The organism is Massilia phyllosphaerae, assembly GCF_034659755.1.
GTDB classification, from domain to species: domain Bacteria; phylum Pseudomonadota; class Gammaproteobacteria; order Burkholderiales; family Burkholderiaceae_D; genus Telluria; species Telluria phyllosphaerae.
In genome coordinates, this window is sequence record NZ_JAXSQX010000004.1 from 402,154 (window position 1) to 420,965 (window position 18,812).

An 18,812-nucleotide genomic window follows, 5' to 3' on the forward strand; every position below is an offset into this window, starting at 1 on the left:
TAGATCATGGCAACTTCTACAGCGCGCATGCGCAGCGGCGCCGGCGCCCAGGTCAAGGAACACGTGTTCGCCTGGGAAGGCAAGGACAAGACCGGCAAGATCGTGCGCGGCGAGATGCGCGCCGGCGGCGAAACCATCGTCAACGTGACCCTGCGGCGCCAGGGCATCATGGTGACCAAGGTCAAGAAGAAGGTCTACCGCAGCGGCAAGAAGATCAAGGACAAGGACCTGAGCCTGTTCACGCGCCAGCTGGCCACGATGATGAAGGCCGGCGTGCCCTTGCTGCAATCCTTCGACATCGTCGGCAAGGGCCACGCCAACCCGTCGATGTCCAAGCTGATCATGGACCTGCGCGCCGACATCGAGACCGGCACCAGCCTGAACAACGCGTTCCGCAAATACCCGCTGTACTTCGACCCGCTGTTCTGCAACCTGGTCGGCGCCGGCGAACAGGCCGGTATCCTGGAAGACTTGCTGACGCGCCTGGCGATCTACAAGGAAAAAACGCTGGCGATCAAGGCCAAGATCAAGTCGGCGCTGATGTACCCGGTGTCGATCCTGGCGATCGCCTTCATCGTCACCGCCATCATCATGATCTGGGTGGTGCCGGCCTTCAAGTCGGTGTTCTCCAGCTTCGGCGCCGACCTGCCGGCTCCGACCCTGATCGTGATGAGCATCTCGGACTTCGTGGTCCAGTGGTGGTACATCATCTTCGGCTCGATCTTCGGCGCCATGTACTTCTTCTTCCAGTCCTGGCGCCGCTCGCTCAAGATGCAGCAGGCCATGGACCGCCTGCTGCTGCGCCTGCCGATCTTCGGCGACGTGATCCGCAAGGCGACCATGGCGCGCTGGACCCGCACCCTGTCGACCATGTTCGCGGCCGGCGTGCCGCTGGTGGAAGCGCTCGACTCGGTCGGCGGCGCCTCCGGCAACGCGGTGTACCTGGAAGCGACCAAGAAGATCCAGACGGAAGTCAGCACCGGCACCAGCCTGACGGTGGCGATGCAGAATGCCAACGTATTCCCCAACATGGTGACGCAGATGGTCTCCATTGGCGAAGAATCCGGCGCCCTCGACAACATGCTGGGCAAGGTGGCCGACTTCTACGAAGAAGAAGTCGACGAGGCCGTGGGCGCGCTGTCCTCGCTGATGGAACCCTTGATCATGGTGATCCTGGGCGTGCTGATCGGCGGCCTGGTGATTGCGATGTATCTGCCGATCTTCAAGCTGGGTTCGGTGGTGTAAATCCGGCCGGCCCGGTCGGCCTTCCGTCCTTCGAACACCCCGGTAGCGGACTCTCCGCTACCGGGGTGTTTTCGTTTTTACCACACAATGTGCGACCCATTTCGGGTCATTTTAGCGTTGTTTTAGTGCAAAACGCACCCTTGTTGATCAGAATCTAAAAAACAACATTCTTAAGTTAAATTTTTATATACGAGAATTATTTCCGCGGCTATATTTATTTACAACTTGAAGCAATTTCAAGTCTTACCGGCTGCGCGATGCGGCCGGCACCTACTCTACGAAAGGCCTCTCCATGCTTCGGAAATTCCCCTCCCCTCGACGCGGCTTCGGCCGGCTGTTCAACGCCATGGCCGTCGCCGCTGCCCTGTGTGCAGCAGCGCCCGCGTCGCAGGCCGGCGTCCTCGATTTCGAAACGCCGCTCGACATGCCGTTCGTCTTTGCCGGCGACGTCATCCAGATGGGTAACTACTACGTCGAGGGTGCGGGAACTGCCGGCTTCGTCGGCGCCATCGGCGGCAACGACACCTGCCTCGGCCTGCAATGCCCGGCCAACAACGCTACCAACTACTACAGCGCGGTCGACGACGGCTACCTGTTCTTCGGCATGTGGGACGGTTCGGCCTTCACCCTGAGCAGCCTGCAGGCCAGCTTCATCGGCAGCGGCCTGCCGAGCTACCCGTCGGTTGCCGCCATCCTGGAAATCACCGCCTTCGACGCCAGCGGCATCGTTGACGACATCTACGTGAGCCTGGCCGGCCCGACCGGCGGCGTCTTCAATTTCGCCAATTACGACCTGAGCGGCTTCGGCAATGGCAAGAGCTTCACCGACGTGCGCCTGGTGTCCTTCGCCTGCACCGCGGGCAGCACCACCTGCGACCGTACCACCAACCAGGCCCAGTTCGCCGTCGACAATATTGTCACCGTTAGCGCCGCCACCGACGTGCCCGAACCGGCCAGCTTCGCCCTGCTGGGCCTGGGACTGCTGGGCCTGGGCGCCGCACGCCGCCGCGCCGCCTGAGCCAACCGAGCTGCCAATAACATCATTGAGACCACAACATGAATTTCAAAGCTCGTCCCATCGCGATCGCCGCTGCCCTGCTGCTGTCCGGCGCCATCGGCCTGGTCCATGCACAGGCACAAGAGGTGCGCCGCCCCTATATCGTCCAGCTGCAGGCCGAACCGGCCGCCAGCTACAAGGGTGACATCGCCGGCCTGGCCGCGACCCAGCCCGCCCCCGGCGTGGCGTTCGACTACCACTCGGTGCCGGTGCAGGATTACGTGCGCTACCTGAGCGTCAAGAAAAGCGAAGTGCTGGCCACTATCGCCAATGCGCCTATCGTCGCCGACTACGACGTCGTGCTCAACGGCTTCACCGTGATGCTGACCGACGCCGAAGTGCTGGCGCTGAAGAACAATGCCGCCGTCGCCGACATCCAGGCCGACCAGCCGCGTTCCTACGACACCGTCACCACCAGCGCCTTCCTCGGCCTGTCCAAGCCGGGCGGCCTGTGGTCGCAATATGCCGGCGGCTCGCTGGTCAAGGGCGAAGACATGGTGGTCGGCATCATCGACGGCGGCATCTGGCCGGAAAATCCGGCCTTCGCCGACCGCGTCGATGCCGACGGCAAGCCGACCTTCGACAGCAGCGGCACCCTGGCCTATTCGGCGCCGCCATCCACCTTCACCGGCGGCTGCGTCGCTGGCGAAGGCTTCGACCCGCTCAAGCACTGCAACAACAAGCTGGTCGGCGCCAAGTTCTTCAACGCCGGCTTCCTGGCATCGGGCCGTACCCGCAACTGGAGCGAATTCGTGTCGCCGCGCGACTCGAACATCGGCAGCAACGGCGTCAGCAGCGGCCACGGCGGCCATGGCGACCACACCGCGTCGACCGCCGCCGGCAATGCCAACGTCCCGGTGACGATGGGCGGCGCCTTCATGGGCCTGGCCAGTGGCATGGCGCCGCGCGCGCGCGTGGCCGCCTACAAGATCTGCTGGACCTATGACAACACGGCCGAACCGGACGGCACCAACGCCACCAACTCCTGCTACAACAGCGATTCGATCTCGGCGATCGATGCGGCGGTACGCGACGGCGTCAACGTCATCAACTACTCGATCAGCGGCTCCCAGACCTCGTCCTCGGACCCGGTCGAGCAGGCGTTCTACCGCGCCTCGCTGGCCAACGTGTTCGTGGCGGCATCGGCCGGCAACTCCGGCCCGGCGAATGCGGTGGCCCACATCAGCCCATGGCTGGCCACGGTCGCAGCCTCGACCCACGACCGCTTCTACGTCGCTGATGCCACCCTGGGCAACGGCGCCAAGTACACCGGCGCATCGACCAACTCGACCGCGGTGCCGAGCACCCCGCTGATCCGCGCGGAAGACGCCGGCGTCGGCGGCGGCAACGCCAACCTGTGCTTCAGCGGCTCGCCGGCCACCGGCCAGGTGCTGCTCGATCCGGCCAAGGTCGCCGGCAAGATCGTCATCTGCACCCGCGGCAACAACGCCCGGGTCGACAAGAGCCTGGCCGTGCTGAATGCCGGCGGCGTCGGCATGATCATGGCCGACAACGGCTCCGGCCTGGTGTCGGAAGTCCACTCGGTGCCGACCGTGCACATCAACCAGGCCGACGGCAATGCCGTGAAGGCCTATGCGGTGGCCCAGGGCGCCGCGGCGCGCGCCTCGATCGGCACCTTCTACAACCAGCCGAAGCCGGCCCCGATCATGGCCAGCTTCTCGTCGCGCGGCCCGAACATGGGCGACGCCAACGTGCTCAAGCCCGACATGACCGCGCCGGGCGTGGACGTCATCGCCAGCGTCACGCCGGCGCTGACCCAGGCCCAGCACACCGCCGTCGTCAACGGTTCGCTGGTGCCGCCGCCGGCCTACGAGTCCTACCAGGGCACCTCGATGTCAAGCCCGCACGTGGCCGGCGTCGCCCTGCTGCTGCGCCAGGCGCACCCGAGCTGGTCGCCGGCCGCCGTCAAGTCGGCGCTGATGACGACTGCCTATTCGACCCTCGACGACGGCGTCGCCGGTGCGTCCAACGGCCTGCTGCCATGGTCGCAGGGCGCCGGCCACATCGACCCGAACAAGGCTACCGATCCGGGCCTGGTGTACGACGCCGGCAAGGCCGACTACATCCAGTACAACTGCAAGGTCAACAAGGCAACGGTGACGCCCGCGTCCGACTGCACCACCTACGGCACGCTCGACGAAACCTATAACCTGAACCTGCCGTCGATCACGGTCGCCGCCGTCCAGGGTCCGACCACCATCCGCCGCAAGGTCACCAACGTCGGCAGCAGCGGCGCGACCTACCAGGGCACGGTCTCGGTACCGGGCTTCACCGCCGAGGTGAGCCCGTCGACCCTGACCCTGGCACCGGGCGCCAGCGGCAGCTTCACGGTGCGCCTGACGGCCCTGGCCAACACCTCGGTCAACGTCTGGCGCTTCGGCAGCCTGAGCTGGACCGACGGCGCCCACACCGTCAAGATCCCGGTGCAGGCGCGCGTCGGCCAGGCCGTCACGGCCCCGGCCGAGATCACCAGCGACAAGGTCAGCGGCAGCAAGCTGTTCACCGTGAAAACCGGCTACAGCGGCACGATGGCCTACGCCAAGGGCGGCGTGAAGGAAGCCACCGTCGGCCAGCAGGCCAGCCTGACGGCGTCGCCGCTGTCCTCGGCGCAGCTGCAAGCCGCCTGCGCCGCCGGCAACAGCACCGCGTCGGTGCGGGTCTACCCGGTCACCGTGCCGGCCAATACCCTGGTCGCCCGCTTCGCGCTGTTCCAGCAGGACAGCAACCCCGGCGACGACCACGACATGGGCGTGCTGGCGCCGAACGGCACCTGGACCTACTCGGGTAACGACGGCAGCGTCGAAGCCGTGCAGCTGCTGAGCCCGGCCGCCGGCAACTACAAGGTCTGCGTGGTCGGCTACGGCAGCAACGTGCCGAACATGGTGCACCGCCTGAATTCGTGGGTGGTGAGCCGCGCCGACGTCAACCCGCGCTTCGTCGTCGCCGTGCCGGGCAAGGTGGTTGCCGGCACCAACACCACGATCGGCATGAGCTGGTCCGGCCTGACCGAAGGCAAGCGCTACGTCGGCGCCGCCCAGTTCATGGACGCGTCCGGTGTGGTCAGCGCCACCACCGTGCTGCGCGTCGATACCGGTGTCGCCGCCATCCCGGCGGTGACGGCCGAGAAGGCGGGTATCAAGGAGGCTTCCGTCCAGTAAGCCGTGTGGGCGGCGCTTGCCGCCTGCAGCCAAAAAAACAGCCCACTCGCGTGGGCTGTTTTTTTATGCCGCGTCCGGGCCAGGCTGGTTCAAGCGGCAGGTCCCGGCGCGGCACACGGCCCCGGGATCGGGCAGGAAGCGGCAGTCCGACAGTGCGCCGGAAGCGGCAATCTCCGCCAGGCGCTCCTGCCGGAACTGTTCGGCGAGCAGCGCCAGCGCGGTGCCATCGGTGCACGCGCTCGACCAGGCCAGGTAGGCCTGCGATCCGCCGCCGGGGCGCGCGCCGAGCGCCAGGGTGTGGCACTGGCAGTCGTCGGTGCAGGCGGCATCGCCGACCAGGGCGCGGATGCGCGACAGCGTGTCGCCGCTGCCAGCGCCGGATGCGGGATCAGGCGTCATCGAAACCGCCCAGCTTGTCGAGCGTGATCGGCAAATCGCGCACGCGCACGCCGCAGGCGTTGTAGATGGCGTTCGCGACCGCCGCGCTGGTGCCGGTGATCCCGATTTCCCCGATGCCGCGCGCGCCGACCGGGGCGTGCGGGTCGGGAATGTCAGTCCACATGATGTCGATCTCCGGCACGTCCAGGTGCACCGGCACGTGGTACTCGGCCAGGCTCGGGTTCATGATGCGGCCATTGCGCTCGTCGAACTGGGTTTCCTCCATCAGCGCCATGCCCATCCCCATGATCATGCCACCACGGAACTGGCTGGTTGCCGTCTTCGGATTGATGACGCGGCCGCAATCGAAGGCGCCCAGCAGCCGGGTGACGCGCGGCTCGCCGGTCACGACATTGACGCGGGCTTCGCAAAAGATCGCGCCGAACGAATGCATCGACCAGTGCATGTATTCCAGCGGCGGCGGCGCGCTGCCCTCGGCGCTGACGGCGTCGCGGCCGGCCTGCTCGAGCAGCGTGGCGTAGCTGGCGAAGCGGCCCGGCTCGTCCGCCTTGCATAGCCCGCTGTTATGCGCGGCCACCTGTTCCGCCTTCAAACCGTGCAGCGGCGACTCCTTGCCGGCCAGTTTCAGGAGCTCCTGGACCAGGGCGCGCTGCGCCTCGATGATGGCGTGGCCGACCGAGGCCGTCTGCTGCGAGCCGCCGGCCAGGATCACGCCCGGCAGCGTCGAGTCGCCGTAGGCCACGCTCACGTTTTCCAGCGGCAGGCCGAGGCGTTCGGCCGCCACCATCGCATGCGTGGTCGAGGTGCCCATGCCCATTTCGTGCGCCGCGAATTCTACGCGCGCCTGTCCATCCCTGGTGAGCGTGATGCGCGCGGCGCCGCCGGGCATGCGGTGGTACGGATAGGTGGCGCCGGCGCAGCCCATGCCGACCAGCCATTCGCCTTCGCGGCGCATGCGCGGCTTGGGCTGGCGCTCCAGCCAGCCGAAGCGCTCGGCGCCCATGCGCCAGGCCTCGACGATGTGGCGCGACGAGAACGGCGTGCCTTCGATCGGGTCTTTCTGCGGCTCGTTGGTGATGCGCAGCTCGACCGGGTCGCGCTCCATGAGGGCGGCCAGTTCGTCCACCGCGCATTCGAGCGCAAAGGTGCCGACCGCCTCTCCCGGCGCGCGCATGAAGGTGTTGGCCAGGCCATCGATGCGCACGGTCTCGACGTCGAGCTTGAAGCTGCCGGCCGCGTACAGGCATTTGGTCGCCAGGATGAAGGGTTCGGGGAAGTTGTTATGCGAACTCATTGGCGCCACGCCGGTGTGGATGATGGCATCGAAATTGCCGTCGCCATCGGCGCCGATGGCGACCCGCTGCTCGGTCAGCGTGCGGCCGCCCACGACGCGGTATACGCCCTCGCGCGACAGCATGATGCGCACCGGCCGTCCGGCCAGCTTCGACGCCGCCGCGGCCAGCACCTGGTGACGCCACATCCCCTTGCCGCCGAAGCCGCCGCCGACAAAAGGCGAGCTGACGTGGACCTGTTCTTCCTTCAGGCCGAACACCTGCGCCATCGACCACGCCGTGTGCGCCACCGCCTGGGTCGCATCGTGGATGCGCAGGGTGTCGCCCTCCCACGCCACCGTGGCCGCGTGCAGCTCGATCGCGTTGTGGTTATAGCGCGGCGTCGTGTAGGTCGCGTCGACCTTGTACAGGGCATCGGCCAGCGCGCGCTCGGCGTCGCCGACTTCCTTCTTGAGCGGTTCGCCCATGAATGCGCCCGGCTCCGCCCCCCTGGCCTTGGCCGCGTCCAGCGAGGTGACTGCCGCCTCGGTGAGGTAGGTCACGCGGATCAACGATGTGGCATGGTCGGCCTGTTCCTGGGTCGCGGCCAGCACCAGCGCCACCGGCTGGCCGTTGTAGTGCACACTGTCGTCCTGGAACACCGGCAAGCCTTCGCCGGCCGCCGCCTTTTCCGCCGTCAGGAACAGCGGCATCGGTTTCATCGGCGGCGCGTTCTTGTGGGTCATCACCAGCACCACGCCGGGCGCGCTTTCGGCAGCGGCGGTGTCGAGCGTGGCGATGCGGCCTTTGGGCACGGTGCCGTAGGCCAGGGCCGCATATGCCAGCCCCTCGAGCGGGAATTCGGCCGCGAACGGCGCCCTGCCCTGCACTTTGTCCGCACCGTCCAGGCGCGAGACCGGCATGCCGATATAGCCCTCGCGGTGATCCAGCAGCGGGTCGGACTTCCCGCCAGGCATCCAGGCATCCGGCGCCAGCTCGACCGCCTTCTTCATGACCTGTTGCGCGGCTTCCTTGATGATGTTCATGGGTGACTCCCGGTGAGGCTTTCCAGCACGGCGACGAGGGTGCGCTGCGCCAGCGCGATCTTGAAGGCGTTGTCGCGCAGCGGCCTGGCCGCGGCGAGTTCGGCCGCGGCCGCGGCGTGGAAGCTGGCAGTGCTGGCCGGCTGGCCCTTGAGGGCGTTTTCCGCGGTCCAGGCGCGCCAGGGTTTATGGGCGACGCCGCCCAGCGCCAGGCGCACGTCGCGCACCACGCCGCCATCGACGTCGATGGCGGCCGCCACCGACACCAGCGCGAACGCATAGCTGGAACGGTCGCGCACCTTGCGGTAGGCGGAATGCGCCGCGAACGGCAGCGCCGGCAATTCGATCGCGGTGACGAGTTCGCCCGGCGCCAGCACCGTGTCCAGTTCCGGGTGGTCTTCAGGCAGGCGGTGCAGGTCGGTCAGCGCCAGGCTGCGCGCGCCCTGCGGCCCGTCCAGGTGGACGATGGCGCCGAGCGCGGCCAGCGCCACGCACATGTCGGACGGGTGCGTAGCCACGCAGGCATCCGACGCACCGAGCACCGCGTGGTTGCGGTTGAAGCCGTCGATCGCGTCGCAGCCCTGGCCCGGCGTGCGCTTGTTGCAGCGCGCGCCGTCGTCGTCATAAAAATAGGTGCAGCGGGTACGCTGCAGCAGGTTGCCGCCGACGGTCGCCATGTTGCGGATCTGGGCCGAGGCCCCGGCCACGATGGCGCGCGACAACAGCGGAAAGCGGCTGCGCACCGCCGGGTGCTCCGCCAGCGCCGTGTTCTTCATAGCGGCGCCGATCAGCAGGCTGCCGTCGGCGCGTTCCTCGATCGCCGTGGCGAGACCGGTGACGTCGACCAGCGCCGCCGGGCGCTCGACCGTCTCGCGCATCAGGTCGACGAGATTGGTGCCGCCGCCCAGGTAGCGGGCGCCGGGCGCCGCGCCCAGCCGGATGGCTTCGGGTGCATCGGCGGCGCGGGCAAAGGTGAAGGGAGTCATGACGCCTCCCCGACGGTTTCGGTGATGGCGGCAACGATGCCGTTGTAGGCGCCGCAGCGGCACAGGTTGCCGCTCATGCGCTCGCGCACTTCGTCGTGGCTGAAGTCGATCGACGCGGCGCCGATGTCGGCGGTGACGTAGCTCGGCACGCCGCGCCGCAATTCGGCCGCCATGCCGATCGCCGAACAGATCTGGCCGGGCGTGCAATAGCCGCACTGGAAGCCGTCGTGCTCGACGAAGGCCTGCTGCAGCGGGTGCAGGCCTTCGCCATTGGCCAGTCCCTCGATCGAGGTGACCGAGCGGCCGGCGTACTGCACCGCCAGCGCCAGGCAGGACAGGATGCGCTCGCCGTCGACCAGCACGGTGCAGGCGCCGCAGGCGCCCTGGTTGCAGCCCTTCTTGGTGCCGGACAGCTGCAAGTGCTCGCGCAGCAAATCCAGCAGGGAAACGCGCGGGTCGTCGGGCAAAGGCGTGGCGACGCCATTGATGGTGATGCTCACGGGCAGGGGCATGACGTACGTCCTTTCGCTAGGGAAAAGCAGGAAACTTCGTGCTTTGACCGGACAGACACCCGGATTACCCTGGGATTTTACGCAGTCCTTGACCCAGGTCGGATGGACATCCTGTTCTCAGAACCTGCAACGCAAGCTCACGCCGACAGCCGGTTACGGCTGGGCGCCGCCTCATGGTAGCGCTTGTTGCCCCGCGCGACAATCAGAACGCCACCAGCGTCTTCAGGCCGAGCACCATCGCATCCGCGTTCTGGGCGCTGCCACCCGGATGCTTGATGAACTGCAGGTTCGGACGCACGCTCAGCGACGGCAGCGGCGACCAGCTGTAGAACGCCTCGGCCGCCACTTCGTAGCCGTCGCTGACCACCACCGTCGCATTCGGATAAATGCGGTTGTGGTTGCGCTGGTAGCCGGCGTAGCGGCCATTGCCGTGGGTGGCGCCGACCGCCAGGCCGACCATGTCGCGCGCGCGGTCGCCCACGCCCTTGAGCTCCATGCCGAGTGCCACCTGGCTGTCGGTGGCCGCCGTGAACTTGTCCGCCTGCGACGCATTCAGGAACACGGTGACGCCCCTGCCCCCGGCGGTGCCCGTCACCTGCTGCTGGAAGTTGATGTAGCCGCCGTAGGCGCCGCTGCGCTGCAGGGCGCCGACGTCGGTCGTGCCCAGCGGCCGGCGGTCCTGGTCCAGCATGAGGTCGGCGCTGTCGGAGGTGTTGTACCAGACCCCGACCTTGTAGCTGCCCGGCAAGCCCTTGACGCTGGGCAGCCAGCCGAATTCGACCGGGACCAGGGCGCCGGTGGTGCCGCGCGGATTGTTCGGGTACAGGCCCTGGTGCACCGCGTGGTCGTCGTCGAAATAGGCCGGATTGACCTGGTACACGCCGCCCGCCAGGTAGGTGTGCGCCGAGGTGTTCAGCCTGGCCACGCCGGCCCAGACGCTGACCGGCCAGTTGCCCCAGTAGCTGCCGACGATGTTGCCCGGCTGCGAACCGCAGAACGTCAGGTTCTGGAAGTCGCAAGAGAAACCGGCGAAGTCGCTGCCGATCGGCATGCGGCCGAATTTCAGCCGCAGCCGGTCGTCCAGCAGCGATTGCTGCAGGTAGAAATTGGTCAGGCGCCAGGTCTGGCCGCGGCCGTAGACTTCCTGCACCTGCTGGAAGGTGCCGAGGCCGGCATCGCTGCTCAGGTTGTGGCCGTTACGGTTGGTGATGTCGACGCGGAACCTGGCGCCCTGCCAGCCCCACAGCTTGCCCAGGTCCAGCGTGGAACCGAACAGCCATTGGTCGCTGTTGCGGATCTTCTTGTCGTCGCCGCCCGACGTGTTGCCGGCGATTTCGGACACGTAGCCGAGGCGGAAGGTGACGCCCTTCTCGGCCAGGCGGGACCGCTGGCCGTTCCAGTCGCCGAGCAGGTAGGGACTGCCGTCGAGGTCGGCCGCGGCGGCGGTCTGTGGCGCCAGCATGGCGGCCAGGACGGGGACGAGAAGGACGACGGCCGAAGCCATCGGGGTGAGGCGCGAATGGATGTTCATAATGCTTTCGATGCAGTAATGCGGCGGCCCTGCCGGTAGTGCGCAGGGCCGCCTTGATAACGATGTGGGATTGCTACTGGATGGGTGCTTATTTGTCCGGCAGGGCGAAGGCCACGATCTCGTCGCCCATGCTGGTGCCGAGCGAGCCGTGGCCGCCCGCCATCACCACCACGTATTGCTTGCCGGTCTTGTCGGACACGTAGCTCATCGGGGTGGCCTGGCCGCCGGCCGGCAGGCGCGCTTTCCACACCACCTTGCCGTTGCTGACGTCATAGCCGCGGATGTAGTAGTCGAGTGCGCTGCTGAGGAAGGTCACGCCGCCGCCGGTGGTCATCATGCCGCCCAGGCTGGGGACGCCCAGCGGCAGCGCGATCGGGACCGGTGCGCTGTCGCGGGTGGTGCCGTTCTTGTGCATCCACACTTTCTTCATGGTCTTCAGGTCGACCGCGGCCACATAGCCCCACGGCGGTGCCTGGCAAGGGAAGCCCAGCGGCGACAGGAAGGGCTTGATCTCGACCGCGAACGGGATCCCGGTCTGCGGCTGCAGGCCCATTTCGCCGCCAGTACCGCCCTTGGCGTTGGCGAGTGCGCGCGGCACCAGGCGTTCCTGGAAGCCCATGTAGTCCGGATTGACGATCAGGATCTGGCGCACCGGATCGACGGTGGCGCCGCCCCATTCGAAGATGCCGAGCGGGCCCGGGGAAATGATGGCGCCCTTGCCCGGCTCGCCGACGGTCTGCGGCGTGAACGGACCTTCGTAGCGGTGGTTCTTGAAGATGATGCGGCAAGCCATCTGGTCGAACGGCGTGGTGCCCCACATGTCGGTTTCGCTGATGTTACGCTCGGGCAGGAAGCTCAGGGCCGAGAACGGCTGGGTCGGCGACACGTGGTCCCCGGCGGCCACGTGATCGGTCGGTACCGGCTTTTCCGGGGCCGGCACCACCAGCGAACCGTCGCGGCGGTCGATCACGAAGATGTTGCCGGTCTTGGTGGTCGCTACCAGCGACGGCACCTTGCCCTTCGGGGTATCGATGTCGACCAGGGTCGGCTGGCCGCCGATGTCCATGTCCCAGATATCGTGGTGCACGGTCTGGTAGACCCATTTCAGCTTGCCGGTGGCCAGGTCGAGCGCCACGATGGCGCTGTTGAAGCGCTCGCCGTTCTTGTTGCGGCGGCCGCCCCAGGTATCCGGCGTCTCGTTGCCCATCGGGATGTAGACCATGCACAGCTTTTCGTCGATGCTCGACACGCCCCAGGAATTGGGCGAGTTGCGGACATAGGTTTCGCCTTCGGTCAGCGGATTGGTCTCGTCCGGACGGGCCGGGTCCCAGTTCCACACCAGCTTGCCGCTCACCGGGTCGTAGCCGCGGATCACGCCCGAAGGTTCGTCGGTCGACTCGTTGTCGGTCACGCTGGCGGCCATCACGACGATGTTGTGGGCGACCGCCGGCGGTGAGGTCGGCATCAGCATGCCGCGCCGCTTCACCGGATGGCCCTTGTACAGGTCGACGACGCCGTTGTCGCCGAAGGATTTGCAGGTCGCGCCGGTATCGGCATTGACCGCGATCAGGGTACCGTCCATGGTCGGCGCCAGGATGCGGCGCGGGCATTCCATGGTGGCGGCGTCGGCGCGCGGCGTGCTGCCCGGCGACGGCGCGTTCGCGTCCCAGTAGGAGACGCCGCGGCAAATCATGTGCTGGTAGCCGGCGGCGTCGCGGTTGATCTTGGGATCGTGGCGCCAGATTTCCTTCCCGGTGTCCGGGTTCAGCGCGATCACGATATTGTGCGGCGTGCACATGTACAGCATGCCGTTCACCTTGATCGGCGTGACTTCGTTGGCGATTTCGCCCGGATCGGTCGGTCCCTTGAAGTCGCCGGTATGGTAGCTCCACGCCTGCGTCAGGCGGCCGGCATTGGCCGGGGTGATCTGGGCGGCGGGCGTGTAGCGGTCGCCGTGGCCCGAGTGGCCATAGGCGGACCAGTCGCCCGCCGCGACGCCGGCGCTGTCGGCCGCGCCGGTGGCGGCCATGTTCTGCTGCGGCATCTCGCCGTGCAGGTCATGGTAATCCTGGCCGAGCGCGATCGCGCCGACCACCAGCGTGGCCGCGACCGATGCAAACAGGGCCTTGCGGCCGGCGTCGGCCCCTGCCGCTTCCTTGCCGAGGCGGCGGTCGACGAAGGGCAGCAGCAGCCAGACGGCGGCGCCGAACCAGATGTCCAGGCGCGGCAGCAGCTGCCACCAGTCGAATTTGACTTCGATGACCGACCAGACGATGGTGACGATCAGGACCAGGGACAGCAGGCCGAGCGCCGCGCGGCGTCCCCGGAACACCAGCACGCCCGTCGCGGCCAGGCCGATGCCGGCCAGCAGGTAGTACAGCGAGCCGCCCAGGCTCGCGAGATAGGCGCCGCCGCACAGCAGCACGACGCCGAGAACAATGAAAACCGATCCGGTTACGGCCAACAACGGCCCGGATCTTGATGATGTCAACACGGAATTTCCTATGCGAGATTATTACGGTTGCTATCATAGGCCGCTGGACGTAATATGTAAACCGCACGGTTTCGTAAATATATTGAAACATGTGCCTTGTTGGACTTTGCGTAGGAGACACCATGAACAAGACAGAACGGCCCAAAGTAGGCCGTCCCATCAGTAATACACCTGAACAATTGCTGGACCGCTTGATCCAGGCGGCGGTCGATATCCTGAACGAACAGGCCGCCGACGCCGACCTCAGCGTGGCCCAGGTCGCGCAGCGCGCCAAGGTGTCCAAGAAAACCGTGTACACCGTCGTGCCCAGCAAGGAGCAGTTGATCGGCCACGTGATCCGCCACGGCGCCCAGGTCGCCACCACCATGCTGGAGGTCCCGGTGGCCGACACGGCCGGTGCGCGCGATGTGCTCGCATCCTTCCTGAACGAATGGGTGAGCTTCGCCTGCGGCCCCCAGGCGGTGGGTGCGTATGTGATTGCCATCCGCGAGCGCAGCCGCTACCCCGCCATCGGCGAGGCCTATTACCGCAGCCGCAACGAACACGGCCTGCAGCAGCTTGCCGCCTGGCTGAAGCGGATGCAGGACAAGGATTTCTGCCCGGCCGGCGATGCCGTCATGACGGCCGACCTGGTGCTGACCATGGCTTCGGCCGAGCGCCAACGCGTGCTCGCGCTCGGCATGGACGAGCCGTTTACGCCCGAGGAGCAGGCGCGGCGCATCGAGGCGATCCAGCGCTTCGTCTTTTGCGAACGCAGCAGGTGAACCGGGACGGTAGCGGGCAGGTTTTCGGACGAGGCGGCATAATCGCCGGGTCGCGCCACCCGGCGCCTGTCTCGAAAGCACATGATGATCAAGCTCAGCGTAATGTATCCCTACCGTCCCGATGCCCACTTCGACCACGCGTATTACCGCGACGTGCACATGCCCCTGCTGAAGGAACGCATGGGCGGCTACTGTCATTCCTACAGCATCGATAAAGGCGTGAGCGGCGTCGCCCCCGGCAGCGCGCCCGCCTATATCGCCATGTGCCACGTGTATTGCGATTCGATCGACGCGCTCATGACCGGCATCGGGCCGCATGCGGCGGAACTCGCCGCCGACATCGCCAATTTCACCAACGTCACGCCGGTGCAGCAGATCAGTGAAGTGGTGACCGGCTAGAAAGTGACGCTGGCCTTCAGGCCGATGACAAAGGCATTGCCGTTGCGGGTCGTCCCGCCGGGATGCAGGATGTATTGCAGGTTCGGACGCAGGTAGATCGAGGTCGCCGGCACCCACGAGTAATACACCTCGCCGACGTATTCGTAGCTCCTGCCCGCGACCACATCCTGGCCGGTGCGGCCATTGTCCTGCGCCACGGCATCGGCGAAGCGCGGGTTGCTGTGGGTGGCGCCGATGGCCATGCCGACCGTGTCCTTCACCCTGCCCTCGAAGGGTTCGCGCAGCAGCACGCCCAGCGTCAGCTGGCGGTCCAGGCGCGCCGTCTTGCGGTCGGCCTGGGTAAAGTTGAGGAACAGGGTCGCCCCGCGGCCATCGGCGACGCCGCTCACCTGCTGCTGCAGGCTGAAGTAGCCGCCGTACTGCCCCTTGCGCTGGAGCGCGTCGAGGCCGGTGAGGCCGCGCGGGTTGCGGCTCACGTCCAGGTACAAGTCGTCCCCATCCGACGTGTTGTACCAGAGGCCGGCCATGTAGGTGCCGGGCAGGCCGTGCCAGCGCGGCTGCCAGCCCGCCTCCAGCGGCATCAGCGCGCCGGTGGTGCCGCCCGGGATGTTGGGTGCCCAGCCGTTGTGGCGCTGGTACCGGTCATCCACATACTTCGGGCTGACCTGGTAAGCGCCGAACTGGACATAGCTGTCCGCCGTCGGGTGGTACTTGAGGCGCACGCCCCAGCGGCTGGTCGGCCAGTTGACCCAGTAGTCGCCCACCAGGTTGCCCGGCTGCGCGCCGCAGAAGGTCAGGTTCTGGAAAAAACAGGAAAAACTGAAGAAATCCTCGCCCATGGTCAGGCGGCCGAACTTGACCTGGAGGCGCTCGTCGAGCAGCTTCTGGTCCAGCCATAGCTGCGTCAGGTGCCAGGTCTGGCCGCGCCCCCAGACTTCCTGGATCAGCTGGCTGCTGCCGATGCCGGCGTCGGCGCCGAGGTCCTTGCCGTTGCGGTCGGTCATGGTGAACTGGAAGGTGCCGCCATGCCAGCCCCAGCCCTTGTCGAGGTCCAGCGTGGTGCCGAAGGTCCATTGGTCGGTATAGCGCGTCAGGTGGCGGGTGCCGCCGCTGACGTTGTGGGCCAGTTCGGTGCCGTAACCAAAATTGAAGTCGATGCCGCGCTCGGCCAGCCGGGTACGTTCGCCGCCCCAGTCGCCCAGCAGCCAGGGCCGGGTTGCAAGGTCCTGTGCGTGCGAGTGGACCGCGCCCAGCGACACCGCGGCAAGGATGCCGAGCCTGATTAATGAGCCTCGTGCGCGAGCGTGCCTGTCATGCGTAGCCATGGTCGGAAGCTGGTGCCAGCGGGTCTTCACACGACAGGTTGGAGTGCCTTGCAGCTCGAGAGTTCAGCCCGAGAGTTCAGATTCAGGGCAGCGCGTAGGCGATCACATAGTCGCCCATCCTGGTGCCGAAGGAGCCGTGTCCGCCCGCCGCGATCACGACATACTGCTTGCCGTCCACCGCATAGCTCATCGGCGTGGCCTGGCCGCCGGCCGGCAGGCGTGCCTGCCACAGCAGCCTGCCGTTGTCGACGTCGAAGGCGCGCAGGTAGTAATCCGCGGTGGCGCTGATGAAGGCGACGCCGCCGGCAGTCACGATCGGGCCGCCCAGCATCGGCATGCCCATCCTGAACGGCAGCGGGACCGGCGCGCTGTCGCGCACCGTGCCGATGCGCTGTTTCCAGACGATGTGATTGGTCTTCAGGTCGATCGCCGCCATGTAGCCCCAGGCCGGCTGCTTGCACGGCAGGCCGATGGGCGACAGAAACGGGCTCAGCGTCACGCCGAACGGCACCCCGTATTGCGTCTGCAGGCCCAGTTCCGAGCCGCCGCTTTTCGTGCCCGGCTTCGGCCCCACCGGATTGTCCGGGCCGCGCGGCACCAGCGTCGAGACGAAAGGCAGCGCGATCGGGTTGGCGATGGCGATCTTGCGGTCGGTATCGACGGCGAGGCCGCCCCACTCGAACATGCCGAGGTTGCCGGGAAAGACCAGCGTGCCCTGGGTCGAGGGCGGCGTGAAGATGCCTTCGTAGCGCAGCCGATGGAAGATGATGCGGCACACCAGCTGGTCGTAGATGGTGGCGCCCCACATGTCGGCGCCGGCGAGCGGCTTGTCGGGGCGGAAGGTAAGTTCGGAAAACGGCTGGGTCGGCGCCGTACGGTCGCCGGGCGCCGCGCCCTGCGGCACCGGCCGTTCGGGCGCGGGCACGACCAGCGCGCCGTTGCGGCGGTCGAGCACGAACAGGTTGCCGGTCTTGGTCGGCGCGTACACGACCGGTACGATGGCGCCGTCCCGCGTGGGAATATCGGCCAGCGTCGGCTGCGACGGCAGGTCCATGTCCCACAGGTCATGGTGGACCGTCTGGTAGAACCAGGCCAGCTTGCCGGTCGAGGCGTGCAGCGCCAGCAGGCCGTTGGCGTAGCGTTCCTGCAGCGGCGTGCGGTTGCCGCCCCAGATATCCGGCGTCCCCACGCCCATCGGCACGTAGACGATGTCGAGCGCCTTGTCGTAGGCGGCCGGCGCCCATGCGTTCGGCGAATTCCAGGTGTAGTGCTCGCCCGGACCGGGGAGGCGGTTGGGGTCCGGCGCCGCTGGATCGAAGGCCCACAGCAAGGCGCCGCTGCGGACGTCGTAGCCGCGGATCACGCCCGAGGGTTCGCGCGTCGAGTAATTGTCTTCGACCGAACCGGCCACCACGATCACCCTGTCGGTGATGATCGGCGGCGAAGTGGGCATGTACATGTTCCTCGGCTGGTTACTCACCGGCATACCGAGCTGCAGGTCGAGTTCGCCGCGGTCGGCAAAATCGGCGCAGCGGGCGCCGGTGAGCGCGTCGAGCGCGTACAGGTGGCCGTTGTTGACCGGCAGGATGATGCGGCGCGTGCAGGCGGCAGCGGCGCCGTCGCTGGCGGAGGCGCCGGCCCCGAGATCGACGTAGGACACGCCGCGGCAGGTGACGTGCTGGAAGGTCGGATCGGTCTTCAGGCCGGGATCGAATTTCCATTTCAGCGCGCCGCTGCGGGCATCGAGCGCGAACACGATCTGGTGCGGCGAACACAGGTACAGCAGGTTGCCGACCTTGATCGGCGTGACCTCGTCGGTGATCTCGACCGGATCGTTCGGCCCCTTCATGTCGCCGGTGCGGAAGGTCCAGGCCACCTGCAGGTTGTGCACGTTTGCGGGCGTGATCTGCGCCAGCGGCGCATAGCGCGTGCCCGCCTGCGTGCGGCCGTAGGCCGGCCATTCGGACGCGGCGACGCCGTCCGCCGCGCTTGCGCCCGGGCCTGCGCCGGTCCGCATGGCGGCGGCGGGCGGGGCAAAGCTGCCGTTCACGGTCTGCGGATCATTGAAGCCCGCATACACCAGCACGCCGGCCCACAGCACGAGCGCGCCCAGCAGCGGCAACCGGTCCAGCCCCGGCGCCGCGCGGCGCCAGTACACCAGCAGCAGCCATACGCCAAAAAGGACCAGCACGCCCGAGCGCGGCGCCAGCGCCCAGAAGTCGGGGCCGGCTTCCCACAGCGACCAGATCGCCGTAGCGGCCAGCAGCAGCGCATACAGGCCCAGCGCCCCCGGCCGGCGGCGCACCAGCAGCCATGCCACGCCCAGCAGGACGACGCCGGCCACGACGTAATACACCGATCCGCCCAGCGCCAGCAGCCATGCGCCGCCGGCCAGCAGATACAGTCCCGTCAGCGCGGCGAACAACAGGCTGACCACGCCGACCCACCCCATCGAATCCGTTTCCCTGGACATGCTGACCTCGAGCTGTCGTTGCGTCGCGGACGGTTGCTGGCACGGTCGGGCATGTTTCGGCGGCGCGCGAACCATGCGGATCGGGTCAGGATATACGGCGGACGCAAAATCCAGCGCGCCGCACGCGGACCAGA

Annotated in this window: 13 protein-coding genes; 5 read left to right on the forward strand and 8 right to left on the reverse strand. The window is 67.2% G+C overall.

Going from position 1 to position 18,812, the window contains the following annotated elements; translation table 11 throughout:
* Positions 1–6 precede the first annotated feature (6 nt).
* From U1H99_RS17575 to U1H99_RS17585, 3 genes are all read left to right on the forward strand, one after another.
* Positions 7–1,245, forward strand: a complete 1,239-nt coding sequence (locus U1H99_RS17575; protein WP_185748765.1) for a type II secretion system F family protein — start codon at positions 7–9, stop codon at positions 1,243–1,245.
* A gap of 292 nt (positions 1,246–1,537) precedes the next feature.
* Positions 1,538–2,263, forward strand: a complete 726-nt coding sequence (locus tag U1H99_RS17580; protein ID WP_323143010.1) for an NF038120 family PEP-CTERM protein — start codon at positions 1,538–1,540, stop codon at positions 2,261–2,263.
* Positions 2,264–2,301: 38 nt separating this feature from the next.
* Positions 2,302–5,481 carry a S8 family serine peptidase gene (locus tag U1H99_RS17585; protein WP_323143011.1) on the forward strand — a complete coding sequence of 1,060 codons (3,180 nt, stop codon included), beginning with the start codon at positions 2,302–2,304 and terminating at the stop codon, positions 5,479–5,481.
* A gap of 63 nt (positions 5,482–5,544) precedes the next feature.
* On the opposite strand, the gene U1H99_RS17590 is transcribed toward U1H99_RS17585, so the two are convergent.
* From U1H99_RS17590 to U1H99_RS17615, 6 genes are all read right to left on the reverse strand, one after another.
* Positions 5,545–5,880, reverse strand: a complete 336-nt coding sequence (locus U1H99_RS17590; protein ID WP_323143012.1) for a hypothetical protein — start codon at positions 5,878–5,880, stop codon at positions 5,545–5,547.
* Positions 5,870–8,197: a xanthine dehydrogenase family protein molybdopterin-binding subunit gene (locus U1H99_RS17595; protein ID WP_323143013.1), complete on the reverse strand. Its 2,328-nt coding sequence runs from the start codon at positions 8,195–8,197 to the stop codon at positions 5,870–5,872. The genes U1H99_RS17590 and U1H99_RS17595 overlap by 11 nt, the downstream gene beginning before the upstream one ends.
* Complete coding sequence (locus U1H99_RS17600; protein ID WP_323143014.1) at positions 8,194–9,180, reverse strand: FAD binding domain-containing protein; 987 nt, start codon at positions 9,178–9,180, stop codon at positions 8,194–8,196. The genes U1H99_RS17595 and U1H99_RS17600 overlap by 4 nt, the downstream gene beginning before the upstream one ends.
* Positions 9,177–9,692 (reverse strand): 2Fe-2S iron-sulfur cluster-binding protein, encoded by a 516-nt coding sequence (locus U1H99_RS17605; protein WP_323143015.1) that lies wholly within the window; start codon positions 9,690–9,692, stop codon positions 9,177–9,179. The genes U1H99_RS17600 and U1H99_RS17605 overlap by 4 nt, the downstream gene beginning before the upstream one ends.
* Positions 9,693–9,894: 202 nt before the next feature.
* Entirely contained in the window at positions 9,895–11,223 is a 1,329-nt protein-coding gene (locus tag U1H99_RS17610; RefSeq protein WP_323143016.1) for a carbohydrate porin, read from the reverse strand.
* A gap of 88 nt (positions 11,224–11,311) precedes the next feature.
* A complete protein-coding gene (locus tag U1H99_RS17615) occupies positions 11,312–13,690 on the reverse strand; it encodes a membrane-bound PQQ-dependent dehydrogenase, glucose/quinate/shikimate family (RefSeq protein ID WP_323143017.1) in 2,379 nt (792 codons plus the stop codon).
* A gap of 149 nt (positions 13,691–13,839) precedes the next feature.
* Here U1H99_RS17615 and U1H99_RS17620 point away from each other — a divergent pair, with 149 nt between their 5' ends.
* Entirely contained in the window at positions 13,840–14,481 is a 642-nt protein-coding gene (locus tag U1H99_RS17620; protein WP_323143018.1) for a TetR/AcrR family transcriptional regulator, read from the forward strand.
* A gap of 84 nt (positions 14,482–14,565) precedes the next feature.
* Entirely contained in the window at positions 14,566–14,880 is a 315-nt protein-coding gene (locus U1H99_RS17625; protein WP_323143269.1) for an EthD family reductase, read from the forward strand.
* Here the strand turns inward: U1H99_RS17625 and U1H99_RS17630 are convergent.
* Both U1H99_RS17630 and U1H99_RS17635 read right to left on the reverse strand, forming a co-directional pair.
* Positions 14,877–16,205, reverse strand: coding sequence for a carbohydrate porin (locus tag U1H99_RS17630; RefSeq protein ID WP_323143019.1), 1,329 nt, complete (start codon positions 16,203–16,205; stop codon positions 14,877–14,879). The two genes, U1H99_RS17625 and U1H99_RS17630, sit on opposite strands and share 4 nt — an antisense overlap.
* An 82-nt stretch (positions 16,206–16,287) precedes the next feature.
* Complete coding sequence (locus tag U1H99_RS17635) at positions 16,288–18,678, reverse strand: membrane-bound PQQ-dependent dehydrogenase, glucose/quinate/shikimate family (protein WP_323143020.1); 2,391 nt, start codon at positions 18,676–18,678, stop codon at positions 16,288–16,290.
* Positions 18,679–18,812: the final 134 nt, after the last annotated feature.